A 16,521-nucleotide genomic window follows, 5' to 3' on the forward strand; every position below is an offset into this window, starting at 1 on the left:
CTGGATGGAAGGCTGGACATGAGTTTGAACAACGACTGGGCGCATGCGATACGCGCCGTCGATGCCGGACGGGGTGGGTGGGAATAATGTCCAACCCCTGGTTCCGCATGTATTCCGAGTTCGCGCACGATCCGAAGGTGCAGATGCTGCCCGAGGTAATGCAGCGTCGTTACGTCATGTTGATGTGCATGCGTTGCAGTAACGCGCTTGTAACGTTACAGGAAGATGAGATTGCGTTTCACCTGCGTATCGACGCCGCGCAACTCGAAGAAACGAAGGCGCTTTTCGTCGCGAAAGGTTTCATCAACGAGGCGTGGGAATTGCTGAACTGGGAAAAGCGCCAATTCAGCTCAGACACCAGTGCACAGAGGGTGGCGAAGCACCGGGCGGCCAAGAAAGCAGCCGAAGAAGCGGCACGAAACGGCGGTGTAACGTTACCGCAACAGAAAAGTAACGCCCTAGATACAGATACAGATACAGATACAGATACAGAAAAGAACAAAGATCATACGGCCGTGCCGGCCGCTGCGGCTGCGCCGAAGTATTCGGCACAAGCGGATCTGGTCGCGTCAGGTGTCACCCAACAAACGGCGGCGGACTGGCTTGCACTGCGCAAGACCAAGAAGGCGCCAGTGAGCAAGACCGCCCTGGACTCGATCAAGCGTGAGGCAGAGACGGCGGGCATGACCCTGGACTCGACACTGGCGCTGTGCTGCACCCGTGGCTGGCAGGGGTTCAAGGCGGAATGGGTTTTGCCGCCGGCAGGAAACGCCCAGCGCGCCGGCCCACCGCAGGCATCGCGGCACAGCAATTTTGACAAAATCGACTACCACGAAGGGATACAGAATGGCCGAATTGCCTAACCGCCTTGCCGCCGTGACGGTGGCGCAGAGCGAGCGCGAAGCTTCATGCGAAACGCATGGCGCCTACATGGCCAAGGGATTCTCCGTCGGCCGCGTGGTGCACTGGATGAGCTGCCCGGAATGCTCGAAGCAGGCCCAGGCAGAGAAGGGCCAGGCAGAAGCGGCCCGTTCCGTGGCAGAGGCGCAGCGCCGACTGGAGTCCAGCCTGAACCAGGCCGGCATCCCTGTTCGGTACCGCCGCAAAACATTCGAATCGTTCGTCGTCGAAAACGATGCACAGGAGCGGGCGCTGTGCGTGGCCATGGAGTTTGCCGCCAATTTTGAGACGCACCGCCGCAGCGGTACCGTGATTGTGTTCTCGGGCGTGCCCGGTACCGGCAAGAGCCATCTGGCAATCGCCATCGCCCAGGCCGTGATGGTGGGCCACACCGCGCTCTACACCAGCGCCATCGATGCCGTGCGGATGATCCGCAATACCTGGCGCCGCGATTCCGAGCGCACCGAAACGCAGGTGCTCGACATGCTGGCGGGCGTGGACCTGCTGGTGCTCGACGAGGTGGGCGTGCAGTACGGCACCGAGGCCGAGCAAGTGAACCTGTTCGACATAATCGACAAGCGGTACCGCGCGCTGATGCCGACCATCCTGCTGACGAATCAAGGCAAGGGCGGCTTGAAAACGTTCCTGGGCGATCGAAGTTTTGACCGGCTGCGCGAGGGCGGCCAGTGGGTTGTGTTCGACTGGGAATCGTATCGCGGACGGGTGGCGGCATGACCTTCCACCTGTTCCGGGCCGGCAAGGCCAAGAATTACCACTACCGCTTCCAGATCGCCGGCGCGCGCGTGCAGCGCAGCACCCGCGAGAGCAGCAAGGCGAAAGCCAACGCGGTGGCGCAGCGCGCGTACGACGAGGCGCTGATCCTGACCAATGGCGGCAAAGTCGTACCCACGCTGTCGGTCATGGCGAAGGAGTGGCTGGAGGTGAATGGCCCGATCAGCAGCGCCGCACACCAGCGCAGCGTCGAGACGACCGCCCGGCTGCACTTTTACGACCTGGGCGACCTGCCGCTGAACCAGATCACCACCAGCCACGTCGAGCTGGCGCGCAACCTGCACCTGGTCGATCACAAGCCGGCCAGCGCAAACCACTGGCTGCGCGTGCTCAAGCTGATCGCAAACTGGGCAGTGAAGCGCGAGTTGATCAGGTCGATCCCCTGGCAGGTGCGCATGCTGAAGGTGCAGAAGCGCCCACGTTCGATACTGCCTATCGCCGCCGTGGCCGAATGGTTTGCAGCGGTCGACCAGGTCACGCGCGCCGACCCGTCGGTGGCCACGGCCATTCGCCTGATGTTCGGCCTGGGCCTGCGCGAGTCCGAGGCGGCCGGCGCGCGCTGGGAATGGCTGGACTGGCAGCGCGCCACCTACACGCCCGGCATCACCAAGGGCCGCGAGGCCGAGCCCGTGCCTGTACCGGCATGGCTGGTCGAACAGCTGGCACCGCACCGCCAAGTGGAGGGCCTGATCGCCGGCAAGCGCGGCGGCGCCCAGCAGCACCCTCCCGGCTTCGCGCGCAAGGCCATGAAGTCCGCCAACTTGAGCTGCAAGATCAAGGGCATCACTCCACATAGGCTGCGCGGCACGTTCGCCACGATGCTGTCGGAGCAGGGGGTGCCGATTCAGACCATCCAGGCGGTGATGCGCCACAAGTCGCCGATGACGACCATGGCCTACCTGGAGAAAAACCGGGAGACGGCAGCGCAGGCGCAGAACGATATCGCCGAGAAAATCGGTTTTGGGCGTGGCGAGAAAGTGGCGGGAAGCACCCAGCAAACCCGCATGGATACGCACCTTCATGATTATCATCAGTCATCAGTTGATGGCAATTCGGGCGCGAAATCGACGCCAGCCGAACCAACCCCAGGAGAATAAATTGGAAGAGAAAAGCGGCAAGCTGACAGTGAAGGAGGGTCCGATGTTGTTCAGTGCGCCAATGGTGCGCGCGCTGCTCGACGGCAGCAAGAAGCAGACGCGGCGCATCATGAAGCCGCAGCCGGTGCCGATTCCTGGAGAGCCGGGCAAGCACTGGTGGCCCTCGAATGCAGCGCAGTCGATGATGCGCGTCGAGGATGGTTTTCAGAAGCATCCCGGCATTTTCGATGACGCTTGCCCTCACGGCCAGCCAGGTAACCGCATTTGGGTGCGCGAGACGTTCTGCCTGGATGATGACGGGCACGAGGAATGGCCTGTCTTCCGCGCTGATGGCGCCAAGCTCCCGCAGCGGCAGCCGACACGGAAACCTGCGCGCTGGACGCCCAGCATCCACATGCCGCGCGCCGCCAGCCGCATCCTGCTGGAGATCGTCAGCGTGCGCGTCGAGCGGCTGAACGACTGCAGCGAGGCAGACGCCTTGGCCGAGGGCGTCAAGGCTGAGCCGTGCGATCACGTTCGTCTGTCGTGCGAAGAGATCGGTTGCTGTGGGCCGACGGCCAAGGGCATGTACGCGGCGTTATGGGACCACATCAATGGCGCCGGCGCCTGGGCCGACAACCCCTGGGTGTGGGTGATCGAATTCAAACGGGTGACGCCTTGAGCGCCAGGAGCGCCGCGCCGGCGCTGGAAACGCCAGCCGAGGCGGCGTACAAGCGTGACCGCGCCCTGCTGCGCGCGCTCTACACCTGCCAGCCCGTGCTGTTCGACGGCAAGCAGCACCACCTGCACAGCATGTATCCCCAAGTGCTGGGCGGCGGGATCTCGACAATTATTTACCTGATGGGCGACGCGACACCGCGCCAACCCAGTGAAATCACTTACATGGAGCAAGCAGAATGATCAACAACGACAGTATTGACGCGCTGGAGCAAGCTGCGCCACTTTCGGCCGCCGCATCGCCGCAGCACATGGCCGTGCCGGATGGCTGGAAGCCTATTGCCAGTGCGCCGCGTGATGGCAGCAACATCATTATCCGTTTCGGCGAAGACGGCGTGTCACAAGCGAAGTACATCGCTGGGCTGCCTTTTCCATGGCAATTTATCGACACAAACGATGGCGTGACCTGGCTTATCAACCACGCGAAAGACGCACCGGGCGGCCCATCGCATTGGATACCACTGCCGTCGAAGGCCGCCCCTACCTGTGCGGCGGACGGCGCTCGGCCGACGCTGACCGTGCCGATGACGCAGTTCCTGACAGATGTTACGACTGCTGCCGGCCTGCTGGCCGGTGGCCGGGCGGACAAGGGCTTGGCCAAACGCATCGGGGCTTTTGCCTTCGATCTGCGCCGGACTCATTTTCCCGCACCTGCAACCCCAGGACTCAGTGCCGAAGCCATCCTCGACCTTGGCCGCGAAGTCGGCATCCTTGGCCCTATCAGTGACGGCAACGTGGTCAAGTTCGCCCGCGCTGTGCTGTCCGCCACGAAGGGATATACAGAATGAAAATCTACATCGCCGGCCCGATGACTGGGCTTCCCGGTCTCAATTTTCCTGCATTCCACGCGGCCACCGCTGAGTTGCGCGCCCAGGGCCACACCGTGATCAACCCTGCCGAGGTGAATCCGGATCAGACCACTTCGTGGCAGGCGTGCATGCGCCGCGATATCGCCGAGCTGGTTACCTGTGACCGCATTCACCTGCTGCCCGGGTGGGAAGTGTCACGCGGCGCGACGCTTGAGCATCACATCGCCACGCAGTTGAGCCTGGCGGTGACGCTGCACGCAGCATAGGAAATGGCAAAAACGTTGGCGGGAAAGTGGCGAAGACCACCCCGCAACGCCGCATATTTCCTCATGTTCATGATTATTGTGAATCATCGGTTAGAACACTTCCAGCACCACCAAACAGGGATTGAAATGCAACGAGAAAAAATTACGCTGGGATGGGCCGGCAAGAGCGCGCCAGTGGCTGATATCACTTTCGTCGAGGTGGAGGCGGTAGCATCGGCGCCAATCTTGACGCCGACAGTTCCGGCGCTGCGCCTCACGGCATGGACCGACCCTGATCCGCTCGACCTTTGCCTGGAATTGTGGAAGGCCTGGATGGCAGGTGATGCCGATCGCGACCTGGGCACCAAGACCATGCGTGGCTTGCGAGGGGAGGGCGATGGGCACGGCATGGATATACATGAGGCCCAGCAGGCGAACGACATGCGCATCGCCCAGGCAACCGACGCGATGATCGACAGTATGGCGCGCATTCACATCTGGGCGATCTACAAGCTGTGTAGTCAGGCTACGCCATGGCGGTTCCCCAACGCAGTATTTGCCGACGTTGCGATGGAGGCGCGTGGCGATCTCACCATGCGCCTTAAAAATAATGTGTGCACCGCCGTACTCTTCTGATATGATTCATCCATAGGCGGTATTCGCACGCCTAAACAAAAGCCCGCCTCTTCACAGATGCGGGCTTTTTGCATTTCAGATCTCCGCCTTTCCCTGGGCTTTAGCTGCTGACCGCTCCGTGCGACAGCGGCCTTTTTATTTGAGGTGCCGATGTTCTCCCAATGCCTTCGGTTCTTGGCGGTGGTTGGCCTTGCTGTTGTTGTTTCTATCGGATTGACGGCTGCTGCCGTCTTTTACCTGGCATGAACCCGCGCCACTACCGAGACATGATCATCCGCGCAGTGGGCGAGCCCGACGGCAAGACGCTCGGCCTGATCGTCGAGCATGTGGTCGATGCCGAGCGCGCCAAGGAAATCTTGCGCGCCAACGGGTACGGCGTGGCGGGCTTATCTGCCAGTGCAACGGCCGCCCTTGTGCCACAAGTAAAACCAACTGAAAGAAAGCCACTTCCATGACCGTTCGCCTGCTGAAGCCTTACGCCCAACGCCCGGTCGGGGCTATTGCCACATTTGACGCAAGCACCGAGGCTGCCATGATCGAGGCGGGCCAAGCATCGGCGAACTTAGCGGGTGGCTTTGAATACTTCCTTCCGCGTCCTGGGCTGCCACTGCAGTCGCCGCAAGTTGCCGTAGGGTCTCTCTCACTCCTGTCAGCTGAACAGTCACGACTTGTATTGCCAGAAGGCCAGGTATTAAACGTAAGTGGTGGAGCTGGATCGGTAGGAAGGGTGCATCGGCTTGACCCCGTTGATGGATTCACGCAAGTGCAATCATGGGTAGTAGGCGATGGGAAGTTGGCGCCAATTGGTCCATTTTCTGGACAGCAACGCTTCTTGGTGAACTGTACGTCCGGGAGCGTCACCGCCGCCCCTCAGTCTGCATCACTAGCAGCGCCACAAATTGCCTATGATGCAGCAGGCAATATGGCAGGGCTGGCTGGCCCAAATGGAGTCGTATCGCTACGGCAGGTAGCCGGCATGCCACGGCTGGCGATAGCCGGCGATTCGACCACGGACATATTGAATGCGTCCACGGGGAACGGCGCAACGATGGTCGCGCCTGGTATCGCCCGCATTACTTTTGATGCGGCGCTTCCTGGTGGTTCGTACTGGCCAGGCGATGAAGTTCGGGCCAGCGCAGCGCCTATCCGTGAATGCAACACTATGGCCGGCGTTGTTACCTCCGTTGACCCAGCTCGCATGTGGGTGGAATACACGTGCCCAGCCGGGCGGGGAAACGGGGTGATCGGCGATAAGCCAAACCTGTACCGTCGCTACTCTACGTCTTCCACCAGCCATATCAGCCAGGCATTCGCCCAACAGGGCATGCGTTTTGTCTTGTCAGTGGATGCGGCGATTGGTGGCGGCGATTCCGAGCAAATCGGGGAGGTGCTGGCCCGCGACTGGGTAGATTCGGATATCGCGATTTACGGCCCAGGCATGAATGACATCTACTCGCGCGGCTGGGGATTTGAGCGCATTAAGGCATCCGATATCTTCAACCTGAAGATAATGCGTCGTGCCGCGCGTTTGGTACTGCTCGGCGTGCCGCCACGCCGCAGCACCGCAACGGGTTGGTCTGCTGGTGCCTTTGCAGTCTGGCGACAGGTCAACGAATGGCGCCGCGCGTACGCCTCCACTATTGGAGCTGATTTCGTGGATATGACCGCAGCCGACCTGGGTGGCATGACGTATGCCGACCCAGCCTCAGCGACTGCCGACGCGTACATCGCCACTGCTACGCAAACCATCAGCGCTGATGGTGTTCACCCGGTCGCTTTAGGTGCTGCGGTCCTGGGTGGCGGAATCGCACGTTCGTTGCGAAGTATTCCTGCTGCCGACTTCCTGCCCGCATCCGCCTCTCTTAATGTGGCTCAGGGCTATTTGCCCGTGAACCCCCTGATGAAGCGGGATGTGGGCGGTACTGCGGTAGGCGCTGCTACCTTCCAGAACTTGGCGGGCGCTGCCGGCGCCGAGGTGGCCGATACCTATGAGCTGAAAACCACAGGCGGAAGCGCCGCAACTGTCGTGAAGGCTGGCATCGTTCAGCGCTCGAAGGCAGTCCATGGCGACTCGCTCGGCAATGCTCAGCGCGTCATTGTCGACAATTCGGCGCCAGGTGCTGTTGCTGTTGTTGTGACGCTTTCCACTGCCTCGTTCCACGCATCTATGGTCGACGGCGACTCTCTTGAGTATGGGATGGCCCTGCTGTTATCAGCGGCATCTACGCCAGGCTCAGGGAACCCTGATGGGTTGATCAGGCTGACGGTCGGTTTCAATGATCAGCATCTGGTCGCAGGGAATAAATTCGGTGCGGCAATTGCGGGAGATACCAGCACTGGCCGCCTCCCAGGACATACCCTTACACCATGGAAGATTGATCGCACGCGCCGTGTTGCTGTGGCAGGCGCGTTTTCCAGCAGTATTGTAAGCGTCAGCTGGACTGTTCCCGCCCTCGCCACTGCATGCTTAGACGTTGGGCGTGTTTTGGCCCGGAGATTCGCCTGATGGCTCGTCTGCAGGCTCTGCGACCACGTTTGCAAGCGACTGCGATCCGTAGTCCGATCATGCAGCCAGGCTCATGGCGCACCGATCAAATGAACAGTACCAAGCGCGGCTACGGCTACGCTTGGCAGAAGGCGCGCGCCGGTTACTTGCGCAGCCACCCGCTGTGCGTGTACTGCCTGCGTGACCCTGCCTATGCTCCCATTCGCGACATGGCGCCCAGCACGGCCATTTTGCGCTGCGCGGAGTTGGGCCTGATTGTTCCCGCGGCTTCCGTGGTCGACCACATCGAGCCGCATCGTGGCGACCAGGCGTTGTTCTGGAATAAGGCCAACTGGCAGTCGCTTTGCGGCACGCACCACAGCGCGGACAAGCAGCGCGAAGAGGCGGCCCAACGGCGCGGCGAATAGATGACGCCAAAGCAACACGAAGAAATGTATCAAAGAGGAAATTTTTCTGACGTTGCAAAATAACAACATGAATCAAAAGAAACCTTTCAAAAAAGCAACATAAGGGGAGGGGGGGCGAAAAGTTCCCGACCCCTCGCCGACCTAGACCGCGTCCTCTCCCACGCGCAGAATTTTTCCCTCATTGAGGATTTTGTTAATGGCTTTAACAGGCAAAAAGCGTGCGTTCGCCGATGCCGTTTTGGCTGGCCGCACCAATAAGGATGCGGCGATTATGGCCGGGTACAGCCCAGCGACGGCGTCAGCTGCTGGCTCGCGTCTTGTTAAAGACCCGGCCGTGGCCGAATACCTGAAGGCGGCGCGCGCCAGTGCCGTACCTGGTGCGCCTGCGGTGGCGCCAGTCGCACCGCCGCCGCGCCCCACGTTCGACTTGAACCGGGCGCTGCAGCACACGGACCCGAAAACGTTCTTGATGGCGGCGATGAATGACATTGCTTTGGGCGAGAAGCTGCGCATCGATGCCGCCAAGGCCCTGATGCCCTTCGTGCACAAGAAGCCCGGCGAGATTGGGAAGAAAGAGGAAAAACTGGATGCGGCACAGAAGGCCGCTGGCGGCCGCTTCGGCGCGCCGCCCCCACCGCCGCGCCTGGTGTCTGGCGGCGGTAAATGACGCCACATCCAGAGTGGACGACAGCATGTCATGACTGGGAGACGCGCATTGTCGCGGGCCTTCCGCTGACGCCGTGCCCGCCGCTCTATCCTGACCAGGCCGAGGCCGCGCTGGCGATCTTTAAAGAACTACGCATGGTCGATGCGCCGGGCAGCCCGCGCATGGGCGACGTCGTGCGCGAGTGGGTTCTCGATTTCGTTGCGGCCATCTTCGGCGCCTACAACGCAGAGACGGGCCGCCGGCTGATCAAGGAATTCATGCTCCTGATCAGCAAGAAAAACGGCAAGTCGACAATTGCGGCGGGCATCATGTTGACGGCCCTGCTGATGAACTGGCGCCTGGAAGGGGAGTATATCGTCCTGGCGCCAACGAAGGAGATCGCCGACAACAGTTATAAGCCGATGGCAGCAATGATCAAGGCTGACGACGAGCTGAGCGTGATGCTGAAGGTGCAGGACCACATTCGCACCATCACCCACCTGACCACCAATGCCACATTGAAGGTGGTGGCGGCCGATGGCGAGACGGTGTCGGGCAAGAAAGCCATCGGCGTGTTTATCGACGAGCTTTGGCTGTTCGGCAAAAACCCGCGCGCCGACGCCATGCTGCTGGAAGCGACGGGCGGCCTGGCTTCGCGCCCTGAGGGTTTCGTGATCTTCGCGACTACGCAATCGGATGACCCGCCGGCCGGCGCGTTCCTGTCGCGGCTGCTGTACGCGCGTGGCGTGCGCGACGGGACGATCCATGACCCAGCGTGCTACCCAATTTTGTATGAATTCCCGACAAGCATGCTCAAGGCCGGCGCGCACCGAGACGTGCGCAACGCGTATGTAACGAACCCGAATATGGGAACGTCCGTAGACGAGGAATTCATCGAGCGCGGTTTCCGTCAGGCGCAGGAAAAAGGCGAAGTCGAGTTTCGCGGCTTCCTCGCCAAGCACCTGAATGTGCAGATCGGCCTGGCGCTGATGTCGAACCGCTGGCCGGGCGCCGATTTTTGGGAGCAGCAGGGCCTGCGCCCGGCGATGACCCTGGAAGACTTGCTGGGGCGTAGCGAGGTGGTAACCGTCGGCATCGATGGCGGCGGCCTTGACGACTTGCTGGGCCTGGCGGTGATCGGCCGCGAGCGCGAAACGCGCCGCTGGCTCCTGTGGACCAGGGCATGGGCACACCCCTCGGTGATGGAGCGGCGAAAAATCGAGGCTGCCCGCTTCGAAGACTTCGCCAAGCAGGGCGACCTGGTGCTGGTCGAGCGCATTGGTGAAGACGTCGAGCAGGTGGCGGCGGCCGTGCTGCAAGTGGAGCAATCCGGACTGCTCGACAAGGTGGGTGCGGACTCGGCCGGCATCGGCGCCATTCTCGATGCGATGGTCGAGGCCGGCGTGCCGCAGGAAAAGATTGTCGCCATCTCGCAGGGATGGCGCCTCGGCGGCGCCATCAAGACCACCGAGCGCAAGCTGGCCGAGGGCGTGATCGAGCACGGCGGCCAGCCGATGATGGCCTGGTGCGTGGGTAATGCCAAGGTCGAGCCACGAGGCAACGCCATTTTGATTACCAAGCAGGCGTCTGGGTCCGCCAAGATCGACCCACTGATGGCGACATTCGACGCCGTCTCCCTGATGGAACTGAATCCGCCGGCGCAAGGTGGTTCGGTGTATGAATCGCGCGGTATAAGGACTGTATAACCCATGAGATTTTTAGATTTCTTCCGGCCAGTAGCAGAGCCGGAGGCACAGTCACGTCCGGCCGATCATGAAGTAGAGCCGGCGCCGGCCGCTGCGGCGCCGGTAGCGCCAAGCGTCCAGGCGTCGACCGGCCACCTGTTTGCCGGCCTGGACGATCCCGACCTATTGGCCTTCATGCGCACCGGTAGCGGAACCGCTTCGGGCGCCTACGTCAACGCGTCGAAGGCGCTGCAGAACATGGCCCTGCTGCGCTGCGTGACGCTGATCTCGGAATCGATCGGCATGCTGCCGCTCAACCTGGTCGAGCGCGGTGACGAAAAGCGCTATGCCACCGAGCACCCGCTGTATGACATTTTGAAGGCTAAACCGAACGGCTGGCAGACCGCCTATGAATTCAAGGCGCTGATGCAGCTGCGCGTGATGATGCACGGCAACGCCTACGCCCGTGTGATCTGGTCGCGCAATCAGGTGCTGCGCCTGATCCCGATGTGCCCGAAGCGCGTGACGGCAGAGCTGGATGACAGCTGGAACATGGTCTACAAGTTCACGCGCAAGGATGGTCACCAGATCACGTTGCCGGCAGAAGAAGTGTTTCACCTGCGCGACCTGTCAGAAGATGGCGTGACGGGCTTGTCCCGCGTACGCTTGGCGCATGAGGCCATCGGCATCGCACAGCAGGCCGAGAAGGCCGCCGCGCGGCTATTCAAGAATGGCGTGATGGCCGGCGGCGCGCTGTCGGCGGCCAACGCGCTCAGTGATAAAGCCTTTGGCCGCCTGCAAGACTCGATCAACGACAAGACCGGTGCCGAAAATGCTGGGAAGTGGATGATCCTGGAAGAGGGCTTGAAGGCCGAACAATTTGCCAACACGGCTGCGGATTCCCAGCACCTTGAAAACCGTAATCACCAGATCGAGGAAATCGCGCGCGCCATGGGCGTGCCGCGCCCGCTGCTGATGATGGATGACACATCCTGGGGCAGCGGCATCGAGCAGCTGGCCATCCTGTTCATCCAGTTTTCGCTGCAGCACTGGTTCACGATCTGGGAGCAAGGCATCGAGCGCACCCTGCTGTCGAAGGACGACAACAAAAGGCTGCGCGCCAAATTCAACGAGCGCGCGCTGCTGCGCGGCACCCTGAAGGACCAAGCCGAATTCTTCACCAAGGCGCTGGGCAGCGGCGGCCACGCGCCGTGGATGACACAAAACGAAGTGCGCGATCTGCAGGACCTGCCCCGCTCCACTGACAAGGGCGCCGACGAGCTGCGGGCGCCCGCCAACCAAGGAAAAAAAGCCAATGAGCCTGCTGCAACTGCCTAAAATCAACGCCGCGCACGGTCTGAGCGCCATCCAGTTTGACATGCGCCCTGACGCGCTGGAGCGCTGGGAACCGGGCATCCGTGCAGCGGCCGACGACGACGGCCCCACCATTTCCATCTACGACCGCATCGGCGAGTCGTATGACGGCGAGGGCGTGACCACCAAGCGTATTTCCGCCGCACTGCGCAACATCGGCGCGCGCGACGTGACGGTCAACGTCAATTCGCCCGGCGGCGACTTCTTCCAAGGCGTGGCCATCTACAACCTGCTGCGCGAGCACAAGGCCAAGGTCACCGTCAAGGTGATGGGCATCGCCGCCTCGGCGGCGTCCGTGATTGCCATGGCCGGCGACGAGATCCTGATGGGGGACGGCGCCTTCTTGATGATCCACAACGCCTGGGCAATGGCGATCGGCAATCGCCACGACATGATTAAAGCGTCCGAGCAGCTGGCGCCCTTCGATGCGGCCATGGCCTCGGTCTACGCCGCCCGGTCAGGGCTGGGTGCGGCGGAAGCAGCCGCCATGATGGACAAAGAAAGCTGGATTGGTGCGGCTCAGGCCGTCGAACAAGGCTTTGCCAGCGGCATTCTGGAGCGCGAGCAGTTGGGCCACGACCCCGAGGCCAGTGCCGACACGAAATATCTTGCGATGGTGGAAGCGGCCATGGCTCGGGCGGGACATTCACGCTCGGTGCGCCGCGAAGCCATCAAGTCCCTGTTTTCTGGCATGCCGGGCGCTGCTGGAAAAATCGCCACGCCGAGCGCTGGCACTAAAGAAGTAGCAGCGTCACTGCAAACCCTGATCAACAATCTGAAAGGCAAGAAATGAAAAAAGTAATGATGACCGGCATCGCCACGGCGATGATCGCAAGCGCCATGGCGGCACACGCCGGCCAGGCCAACCAACCCATCCCGCGCGGCATTGTGGCTGTTCGCGCCGACGGTGACGTAAATGTCCTGATCACCGATCTTAACAAGGCATTTCACGCGTTCAAGGAAGAGCACACCAAGCAACTGGAAGACGTCAAGAAGGGCAACGCTGATGCCCTGCAGGCGCTGAAAGTCGAAAACATCAACGCAGAAATTGCCAAGCTGCAGGCATCGGTCGATGCGGCCAACGAGCGCATGGTTGCCGCCGCCATGAATGGCGGCGGCAACCAGTTGAAGGACAAAGAATATACCGACGCTTTCAGCGCACACTTCAAGAAGGGCGAAGTGCAGGCCTCGCTGAACAAGGGCACTGCCAGCGAAGGCGGCTACCTGGCGCCGGTAGAGTGGGACCGTACCATCACCGACCGCCTGCTGGTGGTCTCTCCGATGCGCGCCCTGTGCTTCATCCAGTCCATCAGCACCAATGGTTTCAGCAAGCTGTTCAACAATCGCGGCACCAGTTCCGGCTGGGTCGGCGAAACGGCGGCACGTCCCGAAACCAATGGCCCGACGCTGGGCAGCCTGGCCTACAACACCGGCGAGCTGTATGCAAACCCGGCCGCCACGCAGCAGATGCTGGACGACTCCGCGGTGAACCTGGAAGCCTGGCTGGCGTCGGAAGTCGAAACCGAGTTTTCGATTCAGGAAGGCGTTGCCTTCCTGACCGGCAATGGCGTCAACAAACCGAACGGCCTGCTGACCTACATCACCGGCGGCGCCAACGCGGCGGCCCATCCCTGGGGCGATATCAAGACCGTCAAGAGCGGCGCGGCGGCGACGCTGACCGCTGACGGCCTGATCGACCTGGTGTATGCCCTGCCGGGCGAGTATACGGCCAATGCACGTGCGGCGATGAACCGCAACACGCAGGCGGCCGTCCGCAAACTGAAAGACGGTCAGGGGAATTACCTGTGGCAGCCATCCTTCGAAGCGGGCGCCCCTGCGACGGTGTTGGGTTACGGCATTGCCGAGATGGCGGGCATGCCTGACGTTGCCGCCAACTCCAAACCGATCGTGTTTGGCGACTTCAAGCGCGGCTACATGATCGTCGACCGCGCCGGCGTACGCGTGCTGCGCGATCCGTTCACCAACAAGCCGTACGTGCACTTCTACACCACCAAGCGCGTCGGTGGCGGCCTGATGAACCCCGACGTGCTCAAGGCCTTGACGGTCGCAGCCTAAACCACCAGCACCGGGCCTGCCTGGCCCGGTGCGACCCTTGAAAGGAATTACCATGATTTTCAGCAAAGAGTTCCGCGGCGTGCGCGACGGCGAAATCTACCCCGAAACGTTCCAGCCGGGCGACGAGTGCCCACCCGAACTGGTCGACGCGGCGCGGAGCCTGGAAGTGCTCGAAGTACCTGAAGCGGTCGAGTCGAAGAAAAAGGACAAGTAATCCATGTTCCTGACACCTGAACTGGCCAAGGGCTACCAGCGCATCGTCGGCAACGATGAGGACGACGTGATCGCCCTGATCCTGTCGGGCGCCGAAAAGGCGGCGCTGGCCTACCTGAACCGTCAAGTGTTCGCCGACGCGACAACGATGGCGGCAGCTGTCGAGGCCGGTACCGCCGGCGCGTTCCCTATGGTGATCGAGGACGATATCAAAGTCGCCATCTTGAAACTGTTCGGCGACATGTACGAGAACCGCGAGGACAGCGTGCTGGCCGTGTCCGTGGCGGAGCTGCCGTTGAGCTCGCGCGAGCTGCTGCGCCCGCATCGTGTCGGGAATGGTGTGTGATGCGGGCCGGCCAGCTGGATCGCCGGATCACCATCGATCGGCCAACCTCGGCTGATGCCGGTGACGGCTACGGCCCGCAGCCTGGCGGCTGGGTGCCGTTCGCCGCGCGCGTGCCGGCCCAGGTGCAGGACGCCTTGCCCAGCAAGTCGGAAACAGTGCAGGACGGCCTTGCCGTGGCCACGCGCCCGGCGCGCCTGCGCATACGTTATCTGCGCGGTATCACCTCGGACATGCGCATCACGCTGCATGGCGATACCGACGAGGTTTTCCAGATCGTTGGTGGCCCGGCCCAGATCGGCCGTCGGGAATGGCTGGAAATGACCATCGAGCAATATTCAACCCAGGGGCAGTAATGGCAGATGACCGCAACATCACCGGCGGGAAGGCTCTTGACGACTTCCTTAAATCCTTGCCTGCCAAGATCGAGCGCAACATCATGCGCTCGGCGCTGCGCCAGGGCGCCAATGTATTCAAGGCCGAGGTGCGCGAAAACATTCCCGTCGACAGCGGCGAGCTGCGCCGCAGCGTGCGCGTGGTCACCAAGGCAAAGGGCGGCCGGGTTACGGCATCCGTGCGCGTGGGCAACAAGCGCGCCTGGTATGGCCACATGGTGGAGTTCGGCACCACGCCGCACAAGATCGTGCCGAAAAAGAAGGGCGCCCTGGTCATTGGACAGACCCGCGCCATGGTGGTCGATCACCCGGGCGCCAAGCCACATCCGTTCATCCGGCCGGCGTTTGACACCAAGCCGGCCGCCGCAATTGCTGCCGTGGGCGCGCAGATCCGCAAGCGCCTGACCGCCGAGGGCATCAATGTGCCAGCGGCTGAAACCGATTAGGACCACCATGAAAATCAAGATGCTGAAAACCATGCCGGGCTCGATCGACGGCGTGACCGTGATTGAGCTGCAGGCCGGTACCGAATACACCATGACCGACGCCGCGCGCGGCGTGCGCCGTGCTGCTGCCTACATCCGCCGCAGCGAGGCCGTCGAAGTCATCGACGCCGCCACCGGCGGCGACCCAGTAGCGGCCGCGCCAGTGCGCAAGGCACGCGCCAAGAAATGAGCGCCATCAAAGTGATCCGCGCGCTGCTGGTCGCGCATGCGCCGGTGCTGGCCCTGGTGCCGGCGGCGCGCATCGTAGCCGGTACCGTGCCGCAGGGCACGTCGCTGCCTGCCATCGGCCTGACCGAAATCAGCCGGGTCGAGCTACCGACCGTGTCGCTGGGCCAGCGCTCCGTCCAGGTTACCGCGCGCGTACAGGTCACGGTGCACGCCGGCACCTATCCGGATCAAAAAGCCGTGCTGCAGGCGGCCAGGCTGGGCGCGGGCGCGCATACCGGCAATGTCGCCGGCATTGCCGTACGTAGTGTGATGCGCGACGTGGTCGGCCCCGATATGACCGGCGACGATGCTGGCGTCTATCAGCAGTCGCGCGACTTCAAAGTGGTTTTCGTCGAAGCAAATTAGTACTTCCCCGGTTTTATCAGCCCGCCCGCACCGCAATTTTGCGTGCGGGCTTTTTTATTGAAAGGTATCAAAATGGCATTCGAAAATGATTTCGAGACAGTCGCCGGCACCAAGCTGTATGTGTGCGCGACCCGCCCGGCCGACAACACGGTAGCGGCCTTCGCGGCGCTCACCTGGGTCGAGGTAGGCGACATTACCAACGTCGGCGGCGTGAAGGGACGCGAATACAACACTTCCACGCTGGCGACCGTCAGCAACGCCCACGACCGCGAAAAGAAGGGGTCCTACAAGTTGCCGAACGCTGAAATGGAATGCGCCTGGGTCGAAGACGACGCTGGCCAGATCATCATCGAAGCGGCGGCTAACAACTACACAATCCCCGCCTTCAAGCTGGAAAAGCAGGGCGGCGGCGTGCGCTACTTCACCGCGCAGGTGTCCAAGTTCATTGAAAACATGGGTACCAGCAACGATACCGTCAAGGGCGCTTTCACCCTGCTGCGCCAGAGCGACACCCTCACCGCGTAACAGCGGCAACCCTTACGGCCTCGGCCACCCCTGCACCGACCTGGTCCGCTTCGCCCTTCGAGGGGCGGCCGGGCCG

General features: G+C 62.1%; 23 protein-coding genes. All 23 read left to right on the forward strand.

The annotated features are described in order from the left end of the window. Window positions 1–86: 86 nt before the first annotated feature. Window positions 87–863 carry a hypothetical protein gene (locus LSO07_RS08615; RefSeq protein WP_151093344.1) on the forward strand — a complete coding sequence of 259 codons (777 nt, stop codon included), beginning with the start codon at window positions 87–89 and terminating at the stop codon, window positions 861–863. Beyond that, window positions 847–1,635: an ATP-binding protein gene (locus tag LSO07_RS08620; RefSeq protein ID WP_151093346.1), complete on the forward strand. Its 789-nt coding sequence runs from the start codon at window positions 847–849 to the stop codon at window positions 1,633–1,635. The genes LSO07_RS08615 and LSO07_RS08620 overlap by 17 nt, the downstream gene beginning before the upstream one ends. After that, on the forward strand, window positions 1,632–2,789 hold the full coding sequence (locus LSO07_RS08625; protein ID WP_151093348.1) for a tyrosine-type recombinase/integrase: 1,158 nt from the start codon (window positions 1,632–1,634) through the stop codon (window positions 2,787–2,789). The genes LSO07_RS08620 and LSO07_RS08625 overlap by 4 nt, the downstream gene beginning before the upstream one ends. 1 nt (window position 2,790) lies before the next feature. Beyond that, on the forward strand, window positions 2,791–3,450 hold the full coding sequence (locus LSO07_RS08630; RefSeq protein ID WP_225317222.1) for a hypothetical protein: 660 nt from the start codon (window positions 2,791–2,793) through the stop codon (window positions 3,448–3,450). Then, window positions 3,447–3,689 carry a hypothetical protein gene (locus LSO07_RS08635; RefSeq protein WP_151093350.1) on the forward strand — a complete coding sequence of 81 codons (243 nt, stop codon included), beginning with the start codon at window positions 3,447–3,449 and terminating at the stop codon, window positions 3,687–3,689. Before LSO07_RS08630 ends, LSO07_RS08635 begins: the two co-directional genes overlap by 4 nt. Further along, window positions 3,686–4,294 (forward strand): hypothetical protein, encoded by a 609-nt coding sequence (locus tag LSO07_RS08640; protein WP_151093352.1) that lies wholly within the window; start codon window positions 3,686–3,688, stop codon window positions 4,292–4,294. Before LSO07_RS08635 ends, LSO07_RS08640 begins: the two co-directional genes overlap by 4 nt. After that, window positions 4,291–4,581, forward strand: coding sequence for a DUF4406 domain-containing protein (locus LSO07_RS08645; protein WP_151093354.1), 291 nt, complete (start codon window positions 4,291–4,293; stop codon window positions 4,579–4,581). Before LSO07_RS08640 ends, LSO07_RS08645 begins: the two co-directional genes overlap by 4 nt. A 3-nt stretch (window positions 4,582–4,584) precedes the next feature. Further along, the gene (locus LSO07_RS08650) at window positions 4,585–5,196 is read left to right on the forward strand and encodes a hypothetical protein (protein WP_151093356.1); all 612 of its coding nucleotides are present in this window, start codon (window positions 4,585–4,587) and stop codon (window positions 5,194–5,196) included. 266 nt (window positions 5,197–5,462) lie between these two features. Further along, a complete protein-coding gene (locus LSO07_RS08655) occupies window positions 5,463–5,651 on the forward strand; it encodes a hypothetical protein (RefSeq protein ID WP_151093358.1) in 189 nt (62 codons plus the stop codon). Continuing rightward, window positions 5,648–7,702: an SGNH/GDSL hydrolase family protein gene (locus LSO07_RS08660; protein WP_151093360.1), complete on the forward strand. Its 2,055-nt coding sequence runs from the start codon at window positions 5,648–5,650 to the stop codon at window positions 7,700–7,702. The genes LSO07_RS08655 and LSO07_RS08660 overlap by 4 nt, the downstream gene beginning before the upstream one ends. Window positions 7,703–7,791: 89 nt before the next feature. Then, window positions 7,792–8,109: an HNH endonuclease gene (locus tag LSO07_RS08665; RefSeq protein WP_225317223.1), complete on the forward strand. Its 318-nt coding sequence runs from the start codon at window positions 7,792–7,794 to the stop codon at window positions 8,107–8,109. 196 nt (window positions 8,110–8,305) lie between these two features. Further along, window positions 8,306–8,776 (forward strand): terminase small subunit, encoded by a 471-nt coding sequence (locus LSO07_RS08670; RefSeq protein ID WP_151094124.1) that lies wholly within the window; start codon window positions 8,306–8,308, stop codon window positions 8,774–8,776. Then, the gene (locus LSO07_RS08675; RefSeq protein ID WP_151093364.1) at window positions 8,773–10,461 is read left to right on the forward strand and encodes a terminase large subunit; all 1,689 of its coding nucleotides are present in this window, start codon (window positions 8,773–8,775) and stop codon (window positions 10,459–10,461) included. The genes LSO07_RS08670 and LSO07_RS08675 overlap by 4 nt, the downstream gene beginning before the upstream one ends. A 3-nt stretch (window positions 10,462–10,464) precedes the next feature. Then, window positions 10,465–11,778 carry a phage portal protein gene (locus LSO07_RS08680; protein ID WP_151093366.1) on the forward strand — a complete coding sequence of 438 codons (1,314 nt, stop codon included), beginning with the start codon at window positions 10,465–10,467 and terminating at the stop codon, window positions 11,776–11,778. After that, entirely contained in the window at window positions 11,756–12,607 is an 852-nt protein-coding gene (locus LSO07_RS08685) for a head maturation protease, ClpP-related (RefSeq protein WP_151093368.1), read from the forward strand. The genes LSO07_RS08680 and LSO07_RS08685 overlap by 23 nt, the downstream gene beginning before the upstream one ends. Continuing rightward, window positions 12,604–13,890, forward strand: a complete 1,287-nt coding sequence (locus LSO07_RS08690; RefSeq protein WP_404811482.1) for a phage major capsid protein — start codon at window positions 12,604–12,606, stop codon at window positions 13,888–13,890. Before LSO07_RS08685 ends, LSO07_RS08690 begins: the two co-directional genes overlap by 4 nt. Window positions 13,891–13,942: 52 nt before the next feature. Continuing rightward, on the forward strand, window positions 13,943–14,104 hold the full coding sequence (locus tag LSO07_RS08695; protein WP_191909606.1) for a hypothetical protein: 162 nt from the start codon (window positions 13,943–13,945) through the stop codon (window positions 14,102–14,104). Between the two features lie 3 nt (window positions 14,105–14,107). Then, window positions 14,108–14,449 carry a head-tail connector protein gene (locus LSO07_RS08700; protein WP_151093370.1) on the forward strand — a complete coding sequence of 114 codons (342 nt, stop codon included), beginning with the start codon at window positions 14,108–14,110 and terminating at the stop codon, window positions 14,447–14,449. Further along, window positions 14,449–14,802 carry a head-tail adaptor protein gene (locus LSO07_RS08705; protein WP_225317266.1) on the forward strand — a complete coding sequence of 118 codons (354 nt, stop codon included), beginning with the start codon at window positions 14,449–14,451 and terminating at the stop codon, window positions 14,800–14,802. The genes LSO07_RS08700 and LSO07_RS08705 overlap by 1 nt, the downstream gene beginning before the upstream one ends. Then, window positions 14,802–15,287 (forward strand): HK97-gp10 family putative phage morphogenesis protein, encoded by a 486-nt coding sequence (locus tag LSO07_RS08710; RefSeq protein ID WP_191909607.1) that lies wholly within the window; start codon window positions 14,802–14,804, stop codon window positions 15,285–15,287. The genes LSO07_RS08705 and LSO07_RS08710 overlap by 1 nt, the downstream gene beginning before the upstream one ends. A 7-nt stretch (window positions 15,288–15,294) precedes the next feature. Continuing rightward, complete coding sequence (locus LSO07_RS08715) at window positions 15,295–15,516, forward strand: hypothetical protein (protein WP_151093377.1); 222 nt, start codon at window positions 15,295–15,297, stop codon at window positions 15,514–15,516. Then, entirely contained in the window at window positions 15,513–15,920 is a 408-nt protein-coding gene (gp17, locus tag LSO07_RS08720) for a tail completion protein gp17 (protein ID WP_151093378.1), read from the forward strand. Before LSO07_RS08715 ends, gp17 begins: the two co-directional genes overlap by 4 nt. Window positions 15,921–15,992: 72 nt before the next feature. After that, window positions 15,993–16,445 carry a hypothetical protein gene (locus LSO07_RS08725; protein ID WP_151093380.1) on the forward strand — a complete coding sequence of 151 codons (453 nt, stop codon included), beginning with the start codon at window positions 15,993–15,995 and terminating at the stop codon, window positions 16,443–16,445. The last annotated feature ends 76 nt before the right edge of the window (window positions 16,446–16,521 follow it).

It is taken from the genome of Janthinobacterium sp. PLB04 (assembly GCF_021165895.1).
Taxonomy (GTDB): domain Bacteria; phylum Pseudomonadota; class Gammaproteobacteria; order Burkholderiales; family Burkholderiaceae_D; genus Janthinobacterium; species Janthinobacterium lividum.